Annotated in this window: 19 protein-coding genes; 12 read left to right on the top strand and 7 right to left on the bottom strand. The window is 30.9% G+C overall.

Going from position 1 to position 17,655, the window contains the following annotated elements; translation table 11 throughout:
- Nucleotides 1–60: 60 nt before the first annotated feature.
- From ACTG45_RS19335 to ACTG45_RS19325, 3 genes are all read right to left on the bottom strand, one after another.
- Entirely contained in the window at nucleotides 61–438 is a 378-nt protein-coding gene (locus ACTG45_RS19335; RefSeq protein WP_021386512.1) for a hypothetical protein, read from the bottom strand.
- Nucleotides 439–504: 66 nt separating this feature from the next.
- On the bottom strand, nucleotides 505–954 hold the full coding sequence (locus tag ACTG45_RS19330; protein WP_021386516.1) for a permease prefix domain 1-containing protein: 450 nt from the start codon (nucleotides 952–954) through the stop codon (nucleotides 505–507).
- Nucleotides 955–958: 4 nt separating this feature from the next.
- Nucleotides 959–1,288: a PadR family transcriptional regulator gene (locus ACTG45_RS19325; RefSeq protein WP_021386501.1), complete on the bottom strand. Its 330-nt coding sequence runs from the start codon at nucleotides 1,286–1,288 to the stop codon at nucleotides 959–961.
- 484 nt (nucleotides 1,289–1,772) lie between these two features.
- Here ACTG45_RS19325 and ACTG45_RS19320 point away from each other — a divergent pair, with 484 nt between their 5' ends.
- The 4 genes from ACTG45_RS19320 (at nucleotide 1,773) to ACTG45_RS19305 (ending at nucleotide 6,750) form a co-directional block, all read left to right on the top strand.
- Nucleotides 1,773–2,459 carry a response regulator transcription factor gene (locus ACTG45_RS19320; RefSeq protein WP_021386518.1) on the top strand — a complete coding sequence of 229 codons (687 nt, stop codon included), beginning with the start codon at nucleotides 1,773–1,775 and terminating at the stop codon, nucleotides 2,457–2,459.
- Nucleotides 2,446–3,435 (top strand): sensor histidine kinase, encoded by a 990-nt coding sequence (locus ACTG45_RS19315; RefSeq protein WP_021386510.1) that lies wholly within the window; start codon nucleotides 2,446–2,448, stop codon nucleotides 3,433–3,435. Before ACTG45_RS19320 ends, ACTG45_RS19315 begins: the two co-directional genes overlap by 14 nt.
- Before the next feature lie 82 nt (nucleotides 3,436–3,517).
- Nucleotides 3,518–4,207 carry an ABC transporter ATP-binding protein gene (locus ACTG45_RS19310; RefSeq protein ID WP_479919604.1) on the top strand — a complete coding sequence of 230 codons (690 nt, stop codon included), beginning with the start codon at nucleotides 3,518–3,520 and terminating at the stop codon, nucleotides 4,205–4,207.
- Complete coding sequence (locus tag ACTG45_RS19305) at nucleotides 4,204–6,750, top strand: ABC transporter permease (RefSeq protein WP_479919603.1); 2,547 nt, start codon at nucleotides 4,204–4,206, stop codon at nucleotides 6,748–6,750. Before ACTG45_RS19310 ends, ACTG45_RS19305 begins: the two co-directional genes overlap by 4 nt.
- A 144-nt stretch (nucleotides 6,751–6,894) precedes the next feature.
- Here ACTG45_RS19305 and ACTG45_RS19300 read toward each other — a convergent pair whose 3' ends face one another.
- Genes ACTG45_RS19300 through ACTG45_RS19290 form a run of 3 tightly spaced genes read right to left on the bottom strand, consistent with a single transcriptional unit; the run spans nucleotide 6,895 to nucleotide 9,310 of the window.
- Entirely contained in the window at nucleotides 6,895–7,752 is an 858-nt protein-coding gene (locus tag ACTG45_RS19300; RefSeq protein WP_021386502.1) for a MerR family transcriptional regulator, read from the bottom strand.
- Nucleotides 7,753–7,772: 20 nt separating this feature from the next.
- Nucleotides 7,773–8,438 carry an RluA family pseudouridine synthase gene (locus ACTG45_RS19295; protein ID WP_479919602.1) on the bottom strand — a complete coding sequence of 222 codons (666 nt, stop codon included), beginning with the start codon at nucleotides 8,436–8,438 and terminating at the stop codon, nucleotides 7,773–7,775.
- Nucleotides 8,438–9,310, bottom strand: a complete 873-nt coding sequence (locus ACTG45_RS19290) for a class I SAM-dependent methyltransferase (protein WP_021386509.1) — start codon at nucleotides 9,308–9,310, stop codon at nucleotides 8,438–8,440. Before ACTG45_RS19290 ends, ACTG45_RS19295 begins: the two co-directional genes overlap by 1 nt.
- A 168-nt stretch (nucleotides 9,311–9,478) precedes the next feature.
- Between ACTG45_RS19290 and ACTG45_RS19285 the strand changes: the two genes are divergently transcribed.
- Nucleotides 9,479–10,222: a DUF3298 and DUF4163 domain-containing protein gene (locus tag ACTG45_RS19285; protein ID WP_021386514.1), complete on the top strand. Its 744-nt coding sequence runs from the start codon at nucleotides 9,479–9,481 to the stop codon at nucleotides 10,220–10,222.
- Between the two features lie 219 nt (nucleotides 10,223–10,441).
- On the opposite strand, the gene ACTG45_RS19280 is transcribed toward ACTG45_RS19285, so the two are convergent.
- The gene (locus ACTG45_RS19280) at nucleotides 10,442–10,669 is read right to left on the bottom strand and encodes a single-stranded DNA-binding protein (protein ID WP_021386506.1); all 228 of its coding nucleotides are present in this window, start codon (nucleotides 10,667–10,669) and stop codon (nucleotides 10,442–10,444) included.
- 202 nt (nucleotides 10,670–10,871) lie between these two features.
- Here ACTG45_RS19280 and ACTG45_RS19275 point away from each other — a divergent pair, with 202 nt between their 5' ends.
- The 7 genes from ACTG45_RS19275 (at nucleotide 10,872) to ACTG45_RS19245 (ending at nucleotide 17,631) form a co-directional block, all read left to right on the top strand.
- A complete protein-coding gene (locus tag ACTG45_RS19275) occupies nucleotides 10,872–11,441 on the top strand; it encodes a recombinase family protein (RefSeq protein WP_074178786.1) in 570 nt (189 codons plus the stop codon).
- 564 nt (nucleotides 11,442–12,005) lie between these two features.
- Nucleotides 12,006–13,160 carry a trans-sulfuration enzyme family protein gene (locus ACTG45_RS19270; protein ID WP_021386505.1) on the top strand — a complete coding sequence of 385 codons (1,155 nt, stop codon included), beginning with the start codon at nucleotides 12,006–12,008 and terminating at the stop codon, nucleotides 13,158–13,160.
- 50 nt (nucleotides 13,161–13,210) lie between these two features.
- Nucleotides 13,211–14,464 (top strand): MFS transporter, encoded by a 1,254-nt coding sequence (locus ACTG45_RS19265; protein WP_021386483.1) that lies wholly within the window; start codon nucleotides 13,211–13,213, stop codon nucleotides 14,462–14,464.
- 125 nt (nucleotides 14,465–14,589) lie between these two features.
- Nucleotides 14,590–15,984, top strand: coding sequence for a sodium:solute symporter family protein (locus ACTG45_RS19260; protein WP_021386493.1), 1,395 nt, complete (start codon nucleotides 14,590–14,592; stop codon nucleotides 15,982–15,984).
- Between the two features lie 14 nt (nucleotides 15,985–15,998).
- Nucleotides 15,999–16,229: a hypothetical protein gene (locus ACTG45_RS19255; RefSeq protein ID WP_021386481.1), complete on the top strand. Its 231-nt coding sequence runs from the start codon at nucleotides 15,999–16,001 to the stop codon at nucleotides 16,227–16,229.
- A 16-nt stretch (nucleotides 16,230–16,245) separates the two neighbouring features.
- On the top strand, nucleotides 16,246–16,776 hold the full coding sequence (locus tag ACTG45_RS19250) for a hypothetical protein (protein ID WP_021386482.1): 531 nt from the start codon (nucleotides 16,246–16,248) through the stop codon (nucleotides 16,774–16,776).
- Nucleotides 16,777–16,920: 144 nt separating this feature from the next.
- Entirely contained in the window at nucleotides 16,921–17,631 is a 711-nt protein-coding gene (locus ACTG45_RS19245) for a peptide arginase family protein (protein ID WP_021386498.1), read from the top strand.
- Nucleotides 17,632–17,655: the final 24 nt, after the last annotated feature.

The raw sequence follows: 17,655 nt of genomic DNA, 5'->3' as shown, positions 1-17,655 counted from the left end.
GTTTATATTTATTTTAAACTATTTTAAAGGCGTTAGCTCTAGAGGCTTTCGCCTTTTATTTTAATCAATAGATAAAGGATAAAGATGATAATCATGAATTTCTTCATGTATAAGATTTTCATATTTATCATAAGAATATTTAATTGTAACAACTATCTTATCTCCCTTAGATACATTGCTATAAAGTTTTTTGTTCTTGATAGAATAGACAACATCTTTGTATAAGGCATTAACTATAAAAATTTCTGATTCATAATCAAATGTACCCATTATTGGATTATAGTGTTTTGAATCTTCTTTATAACAAAAACTATCGACAGTCATTATATAAGTGCCAAATGAAATCCATTTAGTGTCTTTAAATAAATTCATTTTTTCATTGATATAGGAAACTCCTGGTGTATCAAGAAATTTTTCTAATAACATTTTTTTATCCATATAAAAGCTCCCTTCATAATCTTTATTTATTAGGAATAAATAAGAAATTAAAATATAGTTATAAGGTTACGTATTGTAATCATTTTCTATTTCTTTTTTTAATTTCTTAATTAAGATACTTAAAATTATTAATACAATAATTGATATTATTAAAACTATAATCAGCCATGGTGGAGTTATATGACCAAAACTTCTATTTATTGTGAATGCAGTAGCAGCAAAAAGCCATCCAAATAAATTTAAAAATACAATCCTTAAATTTGATAATTTTCGTAATAAAACTTTTTTAGGTTCTATTTTTTGTTTGAATATTGAACGTAGTTCTACTGACACTTCATTATTACCATCAAATCTTTCTATTGCTTTATTTTGTGCTTCATCTATATCATATCCATTCTCAATAAACTCGTTTGTAGAATTCATTAGATGCTCTCTCAATTCTTCTTTTAAGTCTTGAATTTCTTTGCTAGTATCATTTTTATATAGTGTTCCTAAATACTCTTCTATTATTTTCATAAATCTATTCACCCCTCTTTAGAAATTTGTTCATAACGCTTTGTATAAAGTTCCACTCTTGAATTTTTACTTCTAAATTTTCTTTTCCTTCATCAGTTATATTGTAATACTTTCTTCTACTTCCAAGACCTTGGTCATTTCCCCAATATGATTTTATTAGACATTTGGATTCTAATCTTTTAAGAGATACATAGAGAGTACTTTCCTTTAATTCAAAACTTGTTTCATCTCTAACTACTTTTGCTATTTCGTAGCCATATGAATCTCCTTTGTCTAGTATTGATAATATTAAAGTATCAATATGCCCCTTAAGTACTTCTTTATTCAAGTCCATAAATTCACCTACTTTGTTTTATCATATACCTTATAATATGAGGTATATATAACTATATAATAAGACTTCTAGATTAATTTTTCAAGTATAAATTATAAAATGTACACTTACGTTAGAACTAATAGAAAAAATTAGTAAATATTAAGATTAATAGCTATACTACTGTGGATATAGTGAAGATTATGGAGTATGATTATAAACTAATTATGTGAAAATGTTTTTACCTATATCGTGTTTTATGACTCAACTTGTATCTTTGTGTCAAAAGAAATATAATAAAGCAATGAAGGGTTATTTATGATTATATAACAACAAAATATACTGCTAAACTTTGGAAAACTAAAGATAGAATGGCAGTGCATGATTATTCTTTTAAGCGGATTAAAGGGGCTAAAAAATAGGAAATACATGGTTTATTTTAGCTTACTCGCAAAACTAACCGATAGAAAGTATAAAACCAGTAAAATAAAGGGGGATGAAATAAATGAAACGGATATTTTTGGTTGAGGATGATAAGGCAATTGCCAAGAACCTTATTCTTTTGCTAAATGCAGAAGGATTTATGGTAACCCACGCTCCCACAAGAAGTGAAGCACTTGGCGAGATTGTTGGCAATAAATTTGACTTGGCACTAATTGATATTTCCTTGCCTGACGGAAATGGATTTACGATTTGCACAGAAATTAAAGAAACAAAAGATATTCCTGTTATCTTTCTGACAGCTTCTGGAGATGAATCAAGTGTTGTTACTGGGCTGAACATGGGTGCAGACGACTATATCACAAAACCTTTTCGTCCACGTGAATTGATTGCACGAATCAAAACAGCACTAAGAAAAAGTGAGCGTTTTGGGTCAACTTTTGAAATCTGTGGGCTTTCTGTTGATACAGCAAGTGGCATTGTGAAAAAAAATGGCAATGAAGTCTTTCTTTCAGCTTTAGAATACCGCTTATTGCTGGTATTTATTAGCAATCCCAAAAGTGTTATTACGAGGGGTAGGCTGCTTGACGAATTATGGGATGCAGCGGGTGAATTTGTCAATGACAATACATTGACTGTGTATATCAAACGCTTGAGAGAGAAGATAGAGAATGACCCCTCAAGTCCGCAAATAATTCTGACTGTTCGTGGAACAGGGTATAGATTGGGGGGAGGGTATGCTTCGGAATAGGGAGTTTCGTAAATTTACTATTTTGTTCTTATTAATAACTGTTGTTACTGTAACTCTGGGATTTTCAATCAATACGGCAGCTGGAATACTTGTCATTGCTTCTGATGCCGTTTTTGGAATAGTATTTCTAATATTTACTAAATCCCGATACAAAAGTATTGCACATATTTCAGAACAAATTGATATTGTGCTTCATAATGCTGACCATCTGTATATTGCCGAGGTAGACGAAGGAGAACTTTCTATTCTGCAAAGTGAGATAACCAAAATGACATTGCGTATTAGGGAGCAAAATGACGCACTAAAAAAAGAAAAAAAACATCTAGCTGATTCTTTAGCTGATATAGCTCATCAGCTACGCACTCCTCTTACATCGGTAACTATTATCCTGTCGTTATTAGAGACTAATCCTGATGAAGATGAGAGAAAAGATTTGATACGGGAGACAGAAGAATTGCTTGTACAGGTGGATTGGTTGATTACCTCTCTATTAAAATTATCCCGATTGGATGCGGGTATTGTAGAGTTCAAAAGTGAACAGATAGATGTAAATGACTTGATATACACTGCATTTAGACCGTTTATGATTCCAATGGAACTGCACAATATTGCTTTACAAGTAGACGTACCTAAAGGGATGAGTATTCAGGGAGATTCAAGTTGGCTTTCAGAAGCAATTCAAAATATCCTTAAAAATTGTATGGAAAAGGCAGGTGATAATGGTAAGATTGAGATTGTTTGTGAGGATAACATATTGTTTACTGAGATTACCATTCATGATAGCGGAATGGGTTTTGAGAAAGAAGATTTACCATTTTTGTTTGACAGGTTCTATCGTGGAAAAAATACAAATATGGTAGGATATGGGATTGGATTATCTCTCTGTAAGATGATTATAATGCGTCAAGGAGGGACAATTACTGCAAAAAATCATCCGCAGGGTGGTGCTATATTTGCTATTCGTTTCCCAAAGTGACTAATCTCTCACCTGAAAGTCACAGAGATGTAAGTTGAAAGTTCTATTATATGGGTAAACCATAAGAAAGGAGACTCACATAATGGAGTTTTTAAAAATTCAAAATCTATGCAAGACTTACGGAAAGGGTGAAAATCAGGTCACTGCACTCGACCATGTTTCACTTACTATCCAAAAGGGAGAATTTACAGCAATTATCGGCTCATCTGGGTCTGGTAAATCTACGCTGTTACACGCCATTGCAGGTGTAGACGTGCCAACAAGTGGAAAGATATATTTGGAGGGGCAGGATGTATATGGTCAGAGTAATGAAAAACTCGCTATTTTCCGCAGACGACAGGTTGGATTGATTTATCAGTTTCACAATCTGATACCAACACTAAATGTAGTGGAAAATATTACCCTACCTATACTTATGGACAAGCGAAGGGTTAACCAAGAACGACTAAATGACCTTTTAGAGTTACTTGGACTAAAAGAACGAAAAACGCATTTACCAAACCAGCTTTCTGGAGGTCAGCAACAACGTGTAGCTATCGGTCGTGCTTTGATGAATGCACCAGCAGTTATGCTTGCTGATGAACCTACTGGAAGTCTAGACAGTAAAAATGGACAGGACATTATACAGTTACTGAAAGAAAGCCATAATAAATATCACCAGACACTTATAATTGTCACACATGATGAAAATATTGCTCTGCAGGCAGATAGAATTATATGTATTGCAGATGGAAAAGTAGTGCGTGATGAAAGACAGGTGAATCGTCCATGAATATTTTCAACAAAGTTGCCCTGCAAGGACTGAAAAAAAATCGTACACGAACTCTTGTAACGATTATAGGAGTTGTGCTATCTGCTGCCATGATTACAGCAGTCACGACTTTTGGAGTTTCTTTGATAGACTATATGACAAAGGGTGCTATTTCGAAATATGGTGATTGGCACATTGATTTTTTAGATGTTGATTCATCTTTCGTCCAGAAACAGAAAGGTAATGATAAAGTTTCAAATACTACAGTATTTGAAAATGTTGGATATGCAACACTTAGTGGCAATAGAAACCCAGATAAACCGTATCTTTTTATAGCTGGATTTAACGAAGAAACTTTTGATACTGTGCCTATAGATTTGATATCTGGCAGATTACCTAAAAACAGTGGGGAAATTATTGTTTCGAGTAAGGTTGCAACAGATGGTGGTGTCAAATTCTCAGTAGGTGATACTATTTCCTTGAATGTAGGTAAACGTATAAATGGAAATAATAGACTTGGTCAAGGTAACCCATACACTGCTGGAAGTGAAACCTTTGTATCACAAGACAAGAGAACATATAAAGTTGTTGGTATATGTCGAAAACCCGTGTTTGAGGAATCTTCTGCACCAGGATATACTTTGATAACCAAAGCAGATGCGCAATTCAAAGTGGATAGCTTTAGTTTGTTTGCAACATTGAAAAATCCGCGCCAAGTTCATTCCTATGCAAGTAGCACTGGAGAGAATGCTTACATTTTAAATGATAATGTGTTGCGTTTCATGGGAGCTTCTGACAACAATCTGTTCAATGTGTTTTTATATTCAGTTGGCGGAATTGTACTTGCTATCATAATGATTGGATCAATTTTTCTAATCTATAATTCGTTTAATATGTCACTGAATGAACGCACACAGCAGTTTGGAATCCTTTCATCTGTTGGAGCTACAGCAAAGCAGTTACGGAATTCAGTGTTGTTTGAGGGGCTTTGTATTGGTGCTATTGGGATACCAATTGGTGTTGCAGTTGGTATAGTCAGTATTGAGCTTGTAATTTCTGTTATTGCCAAAAACTTTGCAAATGTTCTATACACTAACGTCCCTTTGACCTTGACGTTGTCTATCCCTGCAATCATCGTTGCAGTAGTAGTCAGCATGGTTACCATCTTAATCTCAGCCTATATTCCAGCTAGAAAAGCAGCAAGTACACCAGTAATGGAGTGTATACGCCAGACAAACGAAGTAAAAGTCGAATCTAAAGCTGTGAAGACATCAAATCTTGCGCAACGCATTTATGGTTTGGAGGGAACCCTTGCACTGAAAAATTTTAAAAGAAATAAGAAACGCTATCGCAGTATAGTTCTATCATTAGCTCTAAGTATAGTGCTATTCATATCAACTAGTGCTTTGGTAGAGGATTTGAAACAGATGTCAAGTCAGAAGTCAGAGGTTACTGACCATGACATTATTTTTTCTACACAAGGTATGAGAGACAGTGAAATGCTAAAGCTTTATGATAAGATGAAGAGTGCCAATGGTGTTTACGAAGGCTTGTATCAAGAAATTATGACCTATTCATGTGTTGTTAAAGAAAATAAGCTTACAGATAACTACTTGCACCATGAGGGTTTACATTCAAAGAATAAAACAGTTAATCTACCAGTAGATATGCAGTTTCTTGATGATAGTACTTATCTGAATATTATCAAAGGTCTTGGATTAAACACAAAAGAATATACTGGGAAAAATGCAAAAATGATTGCTGTTTCTATGGTTGTTGAGGATGACCATACTATTGATATTTTCAAAAATTCTTCCATGGATGTTAATCTTATTCCTGAAACCAATGGTGAGTTGAAGAAAGTTGAAAAGCAAAATGTAAACATTACATTTGTAAAAATAGTACCACCTGATTCTCCTCCAGGTGTAAGAAACTCCAATCATAAACAAGCAAGCTTTAGAGTATTGGCTCCTTATTCAGCCAAAGATAAGTTTGAGACTCTCGATGCTTCTACAGGAATTAAAAGCATGGGATTTCAATCAAAAAATCCAACTAAGTCAGTTGAAGAAATGGAAAAGATTATCGAGAGCGAGGGGATTACAGTTGAGCATAATCTGTACAATATGTATGGAATGATGGATGAGAACCGCAATTACATCTTCATTGTTAACGTATTCGCCTATACTTTCATCATTATGATTTCTCTTATTTCTGTTGCTAATGTGTTCAATACAATTTCTACGAATATCAAGTTACGCCGTAGAGAGCTTGCCATGCTTCGCTCTGTTGGAATGTCTGAGCGTGATTTTCAAAAAATGATGAATTTTGAGTGTGTTTTTTATGGTATGAGGGCTCTACTTTTCGGGCTTCCTATAGCAGTAATTTCTTCTTGGCTAATTCATAAAGGAATGGTCACAGATGATATTAACTTTGCGTTTCCATGGGTAAGTATCGGAATCAGCGTGTTTGGCGTTCTCTTTATCGTATTCATTACAATGCTGTATACTATTAATAAGATAAAAAAAGAAAATATTATTGATGCACTTAGAGATGAGATGGCTTAATTTAAGACATATATTAATTTTATGAAAAACTCTTCTTGAAAGATGGTGCAAGAAAAGACTATTAATTTATACTAAAAACAGGTGGGAATTGGCATTAGCTATTTTCCCACCTGTTTTCTTAAAAATTTTACTGAGAGAAGGCAATTACACTAAACATCTTAAATCAATTTCTCTCTTTTTAACTTGTATCTGAATTTCAGTTAGAAGCTCTTCTTCATTGTTTGTAGACAAAGGGTCTATTATAGGTATTTCATATATATAATTTTCAATAGGTATTCTTTTATACTCAACATAATCGACCAGCTTCTTAAAAGCAGTATAATTTTCTTTGTAAGGTCCCTTATATGTCATACAGATAAAGTCGCCAGCTGAAATTTCTGTTATATATTTTTGTGATTTTGTATCAAATAAATCTCTTTCAACTGTAACAAAACTATTGTCATAAATGACTTTATCTTCCTTTAAAAATCTATCTATAGATACAAGTCCACTCACACCACCATAAAACACAGATATATTATCTTCTAATATATTTGCTATTTGTCTTCTCGAAAGTTCCATAGTTTCTTCACTACTTAATCCTTCTTCATATTCTATAGATAAGATACTTCTTCGTGGAATATGCTTTCTTACTATTTTATTAACATCATCTACTTTCATACCCTTTTCCATTGTTTCTTTCTTAGTACTTAGTACCTTTTTTATAAGTTCTAATTCTTTAATTTTTTCGTCAACTATGTTAATTTTATTAGTTAGTAGTTTTAGAATTTCTTCATTGTTTTCATCAAGTTTAGATTTAATTTCCTTTAGAGGCATACCTAGATATTTTAAGTATTTTATAATATCTAATTGTGAAAATTGGTCAATTGAGTAATATCTGTAATTGCTTTCTTGATCAACATGAACGGGTTTAAATAAATCTATTTGGTCATAGTATCTTAGTGTCTGTATACTTATTTTATGAAGTTTTGACATTTCTCCTATTGAAAACTTTTTACTCATACAATCACCTCATTTGAGATTTAAAATATATTCCATGGATATTTATCAGGTGGATGACATGTAAATTCCATTTTTTCTTTTGTAGTAGGATGATAGATTTCTATTTTATTAGACCAAAGAGATATTTGTTGTCCAACTTTATTTATTTCTTTACCATATCTTTGGTCTCCATATAATGGATGTTTTCTGCTTGCAAACTGAACCCTTATTTGATGAGAACGACCAGTTTTCAGGTTAACTTGAACTAAACTTAGATTTTCTTTAAAGTCTAATATCTTATAGTCAAGCTCGGCTTCTTTAGCATCTTTATGATTTTTTTTCACTACAGTTACCATATTGGTCTTTTTATTCTTATATAAAAAATCTTTTAATGTATCTTCAGAAGATTTCATTTTTCCATGTACAATAGCTAGGTAAGTTTTGTTGAAAGTCTTATTTCTTACTTGTTCAGACAGTCTTGATGCTGCTTTTGATGTTTTTGCAAAAACCATAACTCCACCTACTGGTCTATCCAATCTATGTATTAAACCGATATATACATTTCCAGGTTTGTTATACTTTTTTTTTATATAGTCTTTTAAAAGATTTACCATATCTTTATCATTAGTATCATCTCCTTGAGACAATATATTAACTGGTTTTTCTACAACTAATAAATGGTTATCTTCATATATGACTTTTATCATTATTTTTTCTCCCATCTTCCAAATATACCACAAGGAAGAATCTTACCATCTCTAGAAGCTGGTATTCCTAACTCTCCTCCATATATATCTCCTGCATTTGTTTTTTTGCCTATTGTTGTAGAAAGTACATTTTCAAGAACTATTGGAGAAAAGCCTGTTGTATAAGAATTAATCAAGAAAAATAATGGGTCATCTGATAAAACTCCCATACATAAGTCTACAAAACTATATAGTTTTTCTTCTATTTGCCATACTTCTCCCTTAGGTCCCCTTCCGTAAGAAGGTGGGTCCATTATTATTGCATCATATTTTTTACCCCTTCTTATTTCTCTCTCAACAAACTTTACAACATCATCTACTATAAATCTTACTGTTTGATTTTTAAGACCTGATAACTCTATGTTTTCTTTTGCCCAATTAACCATACCTTTTGCTGCATCAACATGGCATACTTCTGCACCAGCAGATGCACAAGCTACTGTAGCTCCTCCTGTATATGCAAACAGATTTAACACTTTTATAGGTCTGTTAGCTTTCTTTATTTTGTCTATCATCCAATCCCAATTGGCTGCTTGCTCTGGGAACAATCCAGTATGTTTGAATCCAGTTGGTTTAATGTGAAACTTTAAGTTTTTATAATTTATAGTCCATTGTTCAGGGTATCTTTTTTTATGTTCCCATTGACCTCCACCTTTATTACTTCTATGATAATGTCCATGAGGATTTTTCCATAGAGCCCATTCAGATTCCATTGGCCATACAACTTGTGGGTCTGGTCTTCTAAGTACATAATTACCCCAACGTTCTAATTTTTCTCCATTTCCCATATCTATAAGTTCATATTCTTTCCATTTATCTGCTAATAATAACATATCTTTCCTCCTATAAAATAACTCTCAATCCTATGTATTATACCACAAAATCAGTCATTTTTTGCTGTTTTAGATACTTTCTATTCTTTGCATTTACTATTAACATTATTACTGTTTTAAGCATATTATATTGTATCTGATTTTTTTAATAAAAGGGGGAGGATTTTAATGGAAAATTATCAATCTACAAATACTTGTACATATAACATATTATATGTGCAATTTAATGAAGACTTTGAAAGAAGTAAGTATTTTTCATACGATGTAAAATATCCTATAATATACAATATTAGAAATCAATCTACTTATGTAAATCCAGCGATTTTAAATAACATAAACAATGCTGTAAAAATGACTGTAAACAATTTTAAAAATGGTTTACAGGAAGAAGAACAAGAATATAATAATGCAGCTTCTCAAAATTCACTTCCAAAGCAAAGCTACTGGGTATCTACAAATTATGCAGTTACTTTTAATAAAAATTATGTGCTAAGTATGATATTAAGTCTTATGGCGTTTACTAGTAACTCTGGACCTAAATATAATACATTGAATAATTACAATATAGATTTGACAACTGGAAAAGAACTTTTGCTTGATGACGTTTTTAGAGATGGGGTTGATTATATAAATATAATAACTGATTATATAAAATCTCAAATAAATGAAAATAGAGATATGTATTATTCTAATGTGGAACTAGTCATACCTGAGGACCAAGCTTTTTATCTTACAGATGATGGAATTGTTGTTTATTTTGGTGTTGATGAGATAGCACCTGAAAGTTTTGGAATACCTAAGTTCAAGCTTAAGTTTTCTGATTTTGGAAATTTCATAAATTCACGTTTCTATTGTATCTCTCCAGATATATATGTTCAATCAAGAGGAAAATCGAAGCATTTTATAGGATAAAAATATAGATAATTCTAAGCCCTATTTTAGTATTTATACTGGAGTAGGGTTAAGATTTATCTATCTTAAATAATGTGATTTAAATAGTACTATTTATATGTGTTAATTATATAAATTTAGACATATTGATAAATATTTAAAATAGCACGATTGTTTTGTATTAAAAGTTTTAACTTTTGAATCAACAAGAGGATTATATTATCATATACATTTAAGTCACTATTTTTTTTTATACATTTGCTGATAAGCAGAGTTTTTATTAATAACCTCTACATTCAAATTGGGATTACTTACCACTTCATATAAAAAGAGTTTTCCTAATTTTAATCTGATATTCATCTCCAACCTGTTCCATTCATAGCCTTTGAACAATTCTTTTAATAAAAAAACTTCGCCACAATTGATGTTTTTTAATTCATCTATTGCTTCTTTTAACAGACTATTCATATTATTTCCTCCAATTTGTGTAAACTCATTAATTTCATTATATTGGTAATTTTTGACATAGTCAAACAAATTATAAAGGAATTATTATGGTGTCAAAAGTTAACAGTATTGACACTAAAAAACCATTTTAGTAAAATGGATAAAGATGATTAGATACAAGCCTCTAGGCAACTTCTGTACTAAATCTTTATGTTAGGAAGTGATTATTATTATATATGGATATTGTCGTGTAAGTACAAAAAATCAAACAGATAACAATAGTCTGTATCAGCAACAACAGGAAATATTGAGCAAATATAACGATGCTAAGATAATAAAAGAAACTTATACAGGTACTACTACAAATAGACCTAAATTTGAAAAAGTTATATCATCTCTGAAAAAGGGCGACTTACTTGTTGCAACTAAATTAGATAGGCTAGCTAGAAGTACATCAGAAGGAATACAATTAATAGAAGGATTATTTGCTAAAGAAGTAAGTGTTCATATTTTAAATATAGGACTCTTAGAAAATACTTCAATGGGTAAATTTTTTCTAACTACATTGCTTGCAGTTGCAGAGCTTGAAAGAAATATGATAATAGAGCGTACTCAATTAGGCAAGGAATTTGCTAGAAAGAAAAAGGATTTTAAAGATGGTAGACCAAAGAAATACAGTAATCAACAGATACAATATGCATTAGGATTATTAAACTCTAAACCATATAGAGAGGTTGTGAAGATGACTGGAATCTCTAAAAGCACACTTATTCGTGCAAAAAAATCAATATAATAGAGAGATAATTTATGAAAAATTAGAGGTATAAATAAACTAAAGATATTTATATCTCTAACTAATCTTATTTTAAATTATAATGCATAAAAAATTCTTAAAGGTTTTGTAAAATATTTTTTATATTATATAATTTTACTTTTAGAGTATGTCTGATTAAAGATATTAAGTAATATTAAAATATTTAACTATAGTATATCTATAAAGAGATAATAAATCTTTAAAAATTTATGTGTTACATAAAAAATTAATGATTTATGTAATTATTTAAGGAACAACATAAAAATAGGTATATCTTAGAGTGACATTAGTTATTCTAAGGTATACCTATTTTTGTGCTAAATATTTTAAACATTGTAAAAAAAATATCAAAAATATATTGACTCTATAGTTACTATAGAGTTTATAATTAGAACTGTAAAAAGACAAAATAAGTGTAAGATTTTTAGGAATTATAACAAATATAAAAGTATACTTAAAAAATTTGTATTAAGATTAAGCTAAATTGGTGAAATTTGGCAGGGAAAACGTTGTATAAATAAGTCAAACCAGGAGGGAATTAAAATGAGTAATAATATTAATCAAGATTTAGAGACAAAAATAATACATTGGGGACATAGTGCAGACCCAACGACAGGTGCATTAGCTACACCAATATGCCAAACAGCAACATTTGCAGCAAAGACAGTAGAACATTTTGAAGAGTTATGTATGACATGGGGATATGTATATACAAGAGAGTGTAATCCTACACTTACAGAATTAGAGGATAAATTAGCTATGCTTGAAAATGCAGAAAGTGCAATATCTAGTACATCAGGCATGGGGGCAATAACATCTACTATATTAGCATTAGTAAAAAGTGGAGACCATATAGTTAGTTCAGATGGGATATTCTCGCACACTAAATTATTTATGTCTGAATTATTATCTAAATTTGGAGTTGAAGTTACATTTGTAGATGCAGTAAATCCGCAAAATATAAAAGATGCAATGAAGCCAAATACTAAGATTGTTTATATAGAAAGTCCTTTAAACCCTTCATTGGATTTGGTAGATATAAAAACAATAGCTGAAATTGCTCATGAAAATAAAAGCTTAGCAATAGTTGACAGTACTTTTGGTACACCAATTATACAAAGACCGATAGATTTAGGTGCAGATTTAGTAATACATAGTCTTACTAAATTTATAAATGGACATGGGGATACTTTAGGGGGATCAGTAGCAGGTTCGAAGGAATTAATAGACTTAGTTAGATGGCCAAGTTTATGTTGTTTTACAGGAGCATCTTTACCACCAATGAGTGCATGGATGATTTTAAGAGGTATGAAAACGTTAGATATGAGAATGAAAAAGCATTGTGAGAATGGATTAGCAGTAGCAGAGTTCTTGGAACAAGAAGAAAGCGTGGAATTAGTAAAATATCCAGCACTAAAATCTCATCCTCAATATGAGCTTTGTAAAACTCAAATGAATGGTTTAGGTGGAGGTGTAGTTTCATTTAAACTAAAAGATGGTATCAATGGTTTGACAAGAGACCAAGCTAGTAGAAGATTAATGAACTCTTTAGAACTTGCAACAATAGCAACAAGTTTAGGAGAAGAGCATACATTAGTTCAAATGAATGGAGAAAATCTAATAAGAATAGCTGTAGGATTAGAATCTTCAAATGATATAATAAACGATTTTAAACAAGCGATAGAAAAATTAAAATAAAATTATATGAATAAAATTACAAATAACAAAATTTTAAGGAGAGAAAATCAATGGAAAACAAAAGTAATGTTAAAAGATTTTTGATAATATTCATATTGGCATTTGGAACAACAGCTATGTATAGTTTACCATATATGAAATCATCATTTTATGACCCAATGCAACAAGCTTTAGCATTAAGTCATACACAAATAGGGAACTTATTGAGTTTATATGGATTAGTAGGAATGGTATCTTATTTTATAGGAGGATGGTTTGCAGATAGATTCTCAGTTAGAAAGCTGATAACTTTTTCTTTAATTGCTTCAGGGTTACTTGGGTTTTACTTCTCAACATTCCCATCATATAATATGATTCTTTTAATATTTGTATTGTGGGGATTTACAACAATATTAACTTTCTTCTCAGCATCTGTTAAAGTTGTTAGAATGCAAGGTAGTGAATCAGAGCAAGGAAGAATATTTGGTTTTTATGAAGGATTATCAGGTGTATCAGGTACATTAATTTCTTTTATAGGTCTTTATTTCTTTGGTAAATTTGCTGAAATAACAATAGGATTCAAATATGTAGTATGGTTATATTCTGCAGCATCTATAATATGTGGTATACTTTTATTCTTCTTAGTAGAAGAGAAAAAAGATACTGGAGCATCAGATGAAGGCTTAAGCATTAAATCACTATTAAAAGTAGTTACAATGCCAAAGGCTTGGTTAATTGGTCTTATAATATTTTCAACTTACCTAGTATTCTCAAGTTTAACTTACTTAAGCCCATATTTATCAGAAGTTTATGTAATGCCAATGACTTTAGTTTCAGCTCTATCAATAATTAGAACTTATGTTATAAAAATGGGAGCATCTCCTGTTGCTGGTGTCATAACAGATAAAGTTGGCTCATCTATAAGAGTAATGTTTGTAGGATTTATACTAATGACAGTAAGTACAGCTGCCTACTTGGTAATTCCTAAAGGTGCAGGGTTTATATGGATAGCTGTAATAAATATGATAATACTAAGTGTAATCTTGTTTGGATTTAGAGGAATATACTTTGCATCTGTTTCAGAATCTAATATATCTTTAGAAACTACAGGAGCAGTAGTTGGATTTGCCTCATTTATAGGATTTTCTCCAGACGCATTTTATTACACTATAGCAGGTAATTGGTTAGATAAATATGGACAAACAGGATATACATATATATTCATTTTATCTGTAGTATGTGCAGTTATAGGTATATTTGCCACTTATGCTCTAAATAAGATAAATAAAAGAGAAAATAACAATTTGAATAACAAGATTGCTTAATAACGAGATTGATTAAATACTTATAATTATTATATAACTCTACCTATTTTTATGGAAATGGGTAGAGTTGTTCATATTTACATATTAAAGTAAAAATTTAAAATATAAGAACGTGGAGATTAGATATGTTAGCATTGTGGGAAAATGGAATTATAGTTATATTTGCATTTATATTATTAGGGATAGGTTATTATTTTTCTAGAAATGTAAAAGATATGGAGAGCTATTACCTAGGAAATCGAAGCTTACCATGGTCATTGATAGTAGGTACTTTGGTTGCTTCATGGTATGGGGGCGTTGGTACGGTAGGTAGTGTAGAATATGCGGCTATATATGGAATATCTGCATGGGCAGTTTGGTCAATAGCTGCACATATTGGAAGGATGCCTTTAGCATTATGGGTTGGGCCGAGAATTCATATAAGAACCAATATAACAGTTCCTGACCTATTGGAAAGTTTTTATGGTAAACAGGTTGCTATAATTGGAGCAATCTTGATGTTTATATATTGTGCACAGCTTGGAGAAATAACAGCTATGGGAACTATAGGTAATGTAGCTTGGGGAATAGATAAAGAATTGATTGGTTTAATAATGGTAGTTGTAGTCGTTGTACTTACAGTACTTGGTGGGCTTATGGGAGTTGCCATTACAGATATGGTATTATTTTTTTGCATGGTATTTGGTCTAACTATGGTTATGCCAGGTCAATTTGAACAAATAGGAGGTTTTCAAGGTCTTACAGAAGCACTTAAAGATGCACCTCAGCTTATGCATCCTACCAAAGGTATGTCAGCGATGAAAGCACTGATGTTAATTGTATATTCTTTTGGAGCTTATTCAGACCCAACTTTTTATCAAAGATTTTCAGCAGCAGACTCCCCTAAAGTTGGTAGAAGGGCCTTATTAACTTGTTTTTCTTTATGGATATGTTTTGATATGGTTTTAACTATGACAGGTCTTATAGTAAGAGCCACTTATCCAGAAATGGCACCAGCTGCTGGGTACATAACTTTAGTTTTGGAGACATTACCACAAGGAATAAGAGTAATATTTATAATAGGAATCTTAGGTTCTATAGTATCAACATTAGATAGTTATTATTTAGCGGCAGGAGCTACATTAGCAAATGATATATATGGAAGAATTACGAAAAAAGAGTTATCTCAGAAACAATTAGTAAAGTTTACTAGAATAGGTGTATGTTTAGCAGCAGTTATGGGACTTAGTGTAGCATTTAGATTTGAAAATGTATATGATGCATGTATATTTGTAGGAAGTATCTGGATGGGTTCAGCATTTGTACCTATAGTAGGTGGACTTCTTGGAAATGGAAGGAGAACATCTATGGGTGGAATTCTAGGAATGATTGTAGGGGGGGTTACTTTTGGTTATTTTAAAATATTCCCAGTTCAAAGTTTTGAGCTAGAACCTCTTGTAGTGGCTATACCTCTTTCATTTATTGCATGGATAATTGGAAACAGAATAGGTGAAAATTTAAATACACAAAATAATCTATAAAAGGAGAAACTGCTATGTCTAAATTAGTGTCTAAGGTAAAAAAAGATTTAGAAATAAAATGGCTTGGAATAGATGGTTTTCTAGTACTATTGTACTTTTTAATAACAGGATTTATATTTTATGGTATAGTGACTAGAAATGATATTATAGTTGGAAAGATAATTCCATATGGAGTTATGACAGTTGTAGTTATAATATTTTTTGACTATCTATATAGAGTTGTAAAAATGACAAGAAAAAAATAAGAAAGAGAATGATTTTATGGATATAAGAGCCTTACCTATAAAAATTACAAAAGATGAAGCTATAGATATAGCCAAAAATGGAAAAAACTCTTTGATTAGCAAATTTATATTAAAGAACAAAGATACTCATGAAGTTAGACTTCACTATATAGAGTTTAAAGTTGTCACACTTAAAATTCATAAAAATAAATCTATTTTTATGAAAAAAAAACATTCTAATTATACAAATGAATTAAAAATCTTGGTGAATGGTTCTACAGGTGCTGGTAGTATAGTGCAAGAGTTGCCAGTACATGAAATAGTAAAAAATGTAGATTGTAATATTGTACAGTATAGTGATAAAGATGAAAGAAGAGTAAAAGCAAAAGCAAACAAGATGGCTATGAGGTTAACTCATAGGTTTATGGGAGGAATTCCAGAAATTGAAATAGTTAAAATTGAAAGTATTTTTAGACCATATTGGGTAGTATTTTTTGGAAAAGTGGAATTGAATACAAGAGTTAGTTATCTTCCAATTGAAGCTGATGGCTTTGTTATAGGAATGTAATATATTTTGCACTTATTGTATAATACATATTAAGAGAAGATGTTATATTTAGCTATATAATATGTCTTCTATAGTAGATAATATGATTTGCAATAAGTGCATTTTAGATTTTATAGATTATAAAAATGGAGGAAATTAAGTCTTATGGAAAGTTATGAATATAATGGATTTTATATAGAAAAACCAGTGGGGAACAATGTATTCTCATATGATAAGAGAGACAATAAAAGTATATATGTACCAAAACTTATAAGTGGTACATTGAATGATGTAAAGCTGGGTAATGAGGTAGTTTTTAATGAAATAGACGAAAATGAGGAAATAAAAGCAATAGGATTGGAGAATATGGTCGAATATGTCCTGGGAAATAAAACAATATACGTGTTTGATAATCATAATCATGCATTTTATTTTTGGTTAAAATCTATGATGAATGATGAATTTACAAGAGGATGTAAGTTAGTACATGTAGACCAACATAAGGACACTAGAGAGCCTGAAAGCTATGATGTAGATGTAAACAATATAGAAGATGTATTTAGGTATACAAATGAGGTTCTAAATGTAGGAAGTTTTATAAAACCAGCACTAAAACATAAAATATTTTCAGAATTAATAATAATAGACAGTTTATATGGATTTGATTTAGAGATAGAGCCAGAGTTTGTTCTTGATATAGACTTGGATATATTTTCAAGTGATATGGACTACATACCGTTTGATTTCAAACTGGATAAGATAAAAAACTTAATTAAAAAAGCTAAAGTAATAACAATTGCTACAAGCCCTTACTTTATAAACCAAGAGTATGCTATAAAAGTGTTAAAAGAATTGTTTAATTATGATATAATATAAGAGTTAACTTTAAATAGAATATGG

The sequence above is a fragment of the Clostridioides sp. LIBA-7602 genome (assembly GCF_056688945.1).
Note: the sequence above shows the minus strand (reverse complement) of the source record. Positions and strands in the feature narration are given on the sequence as shown.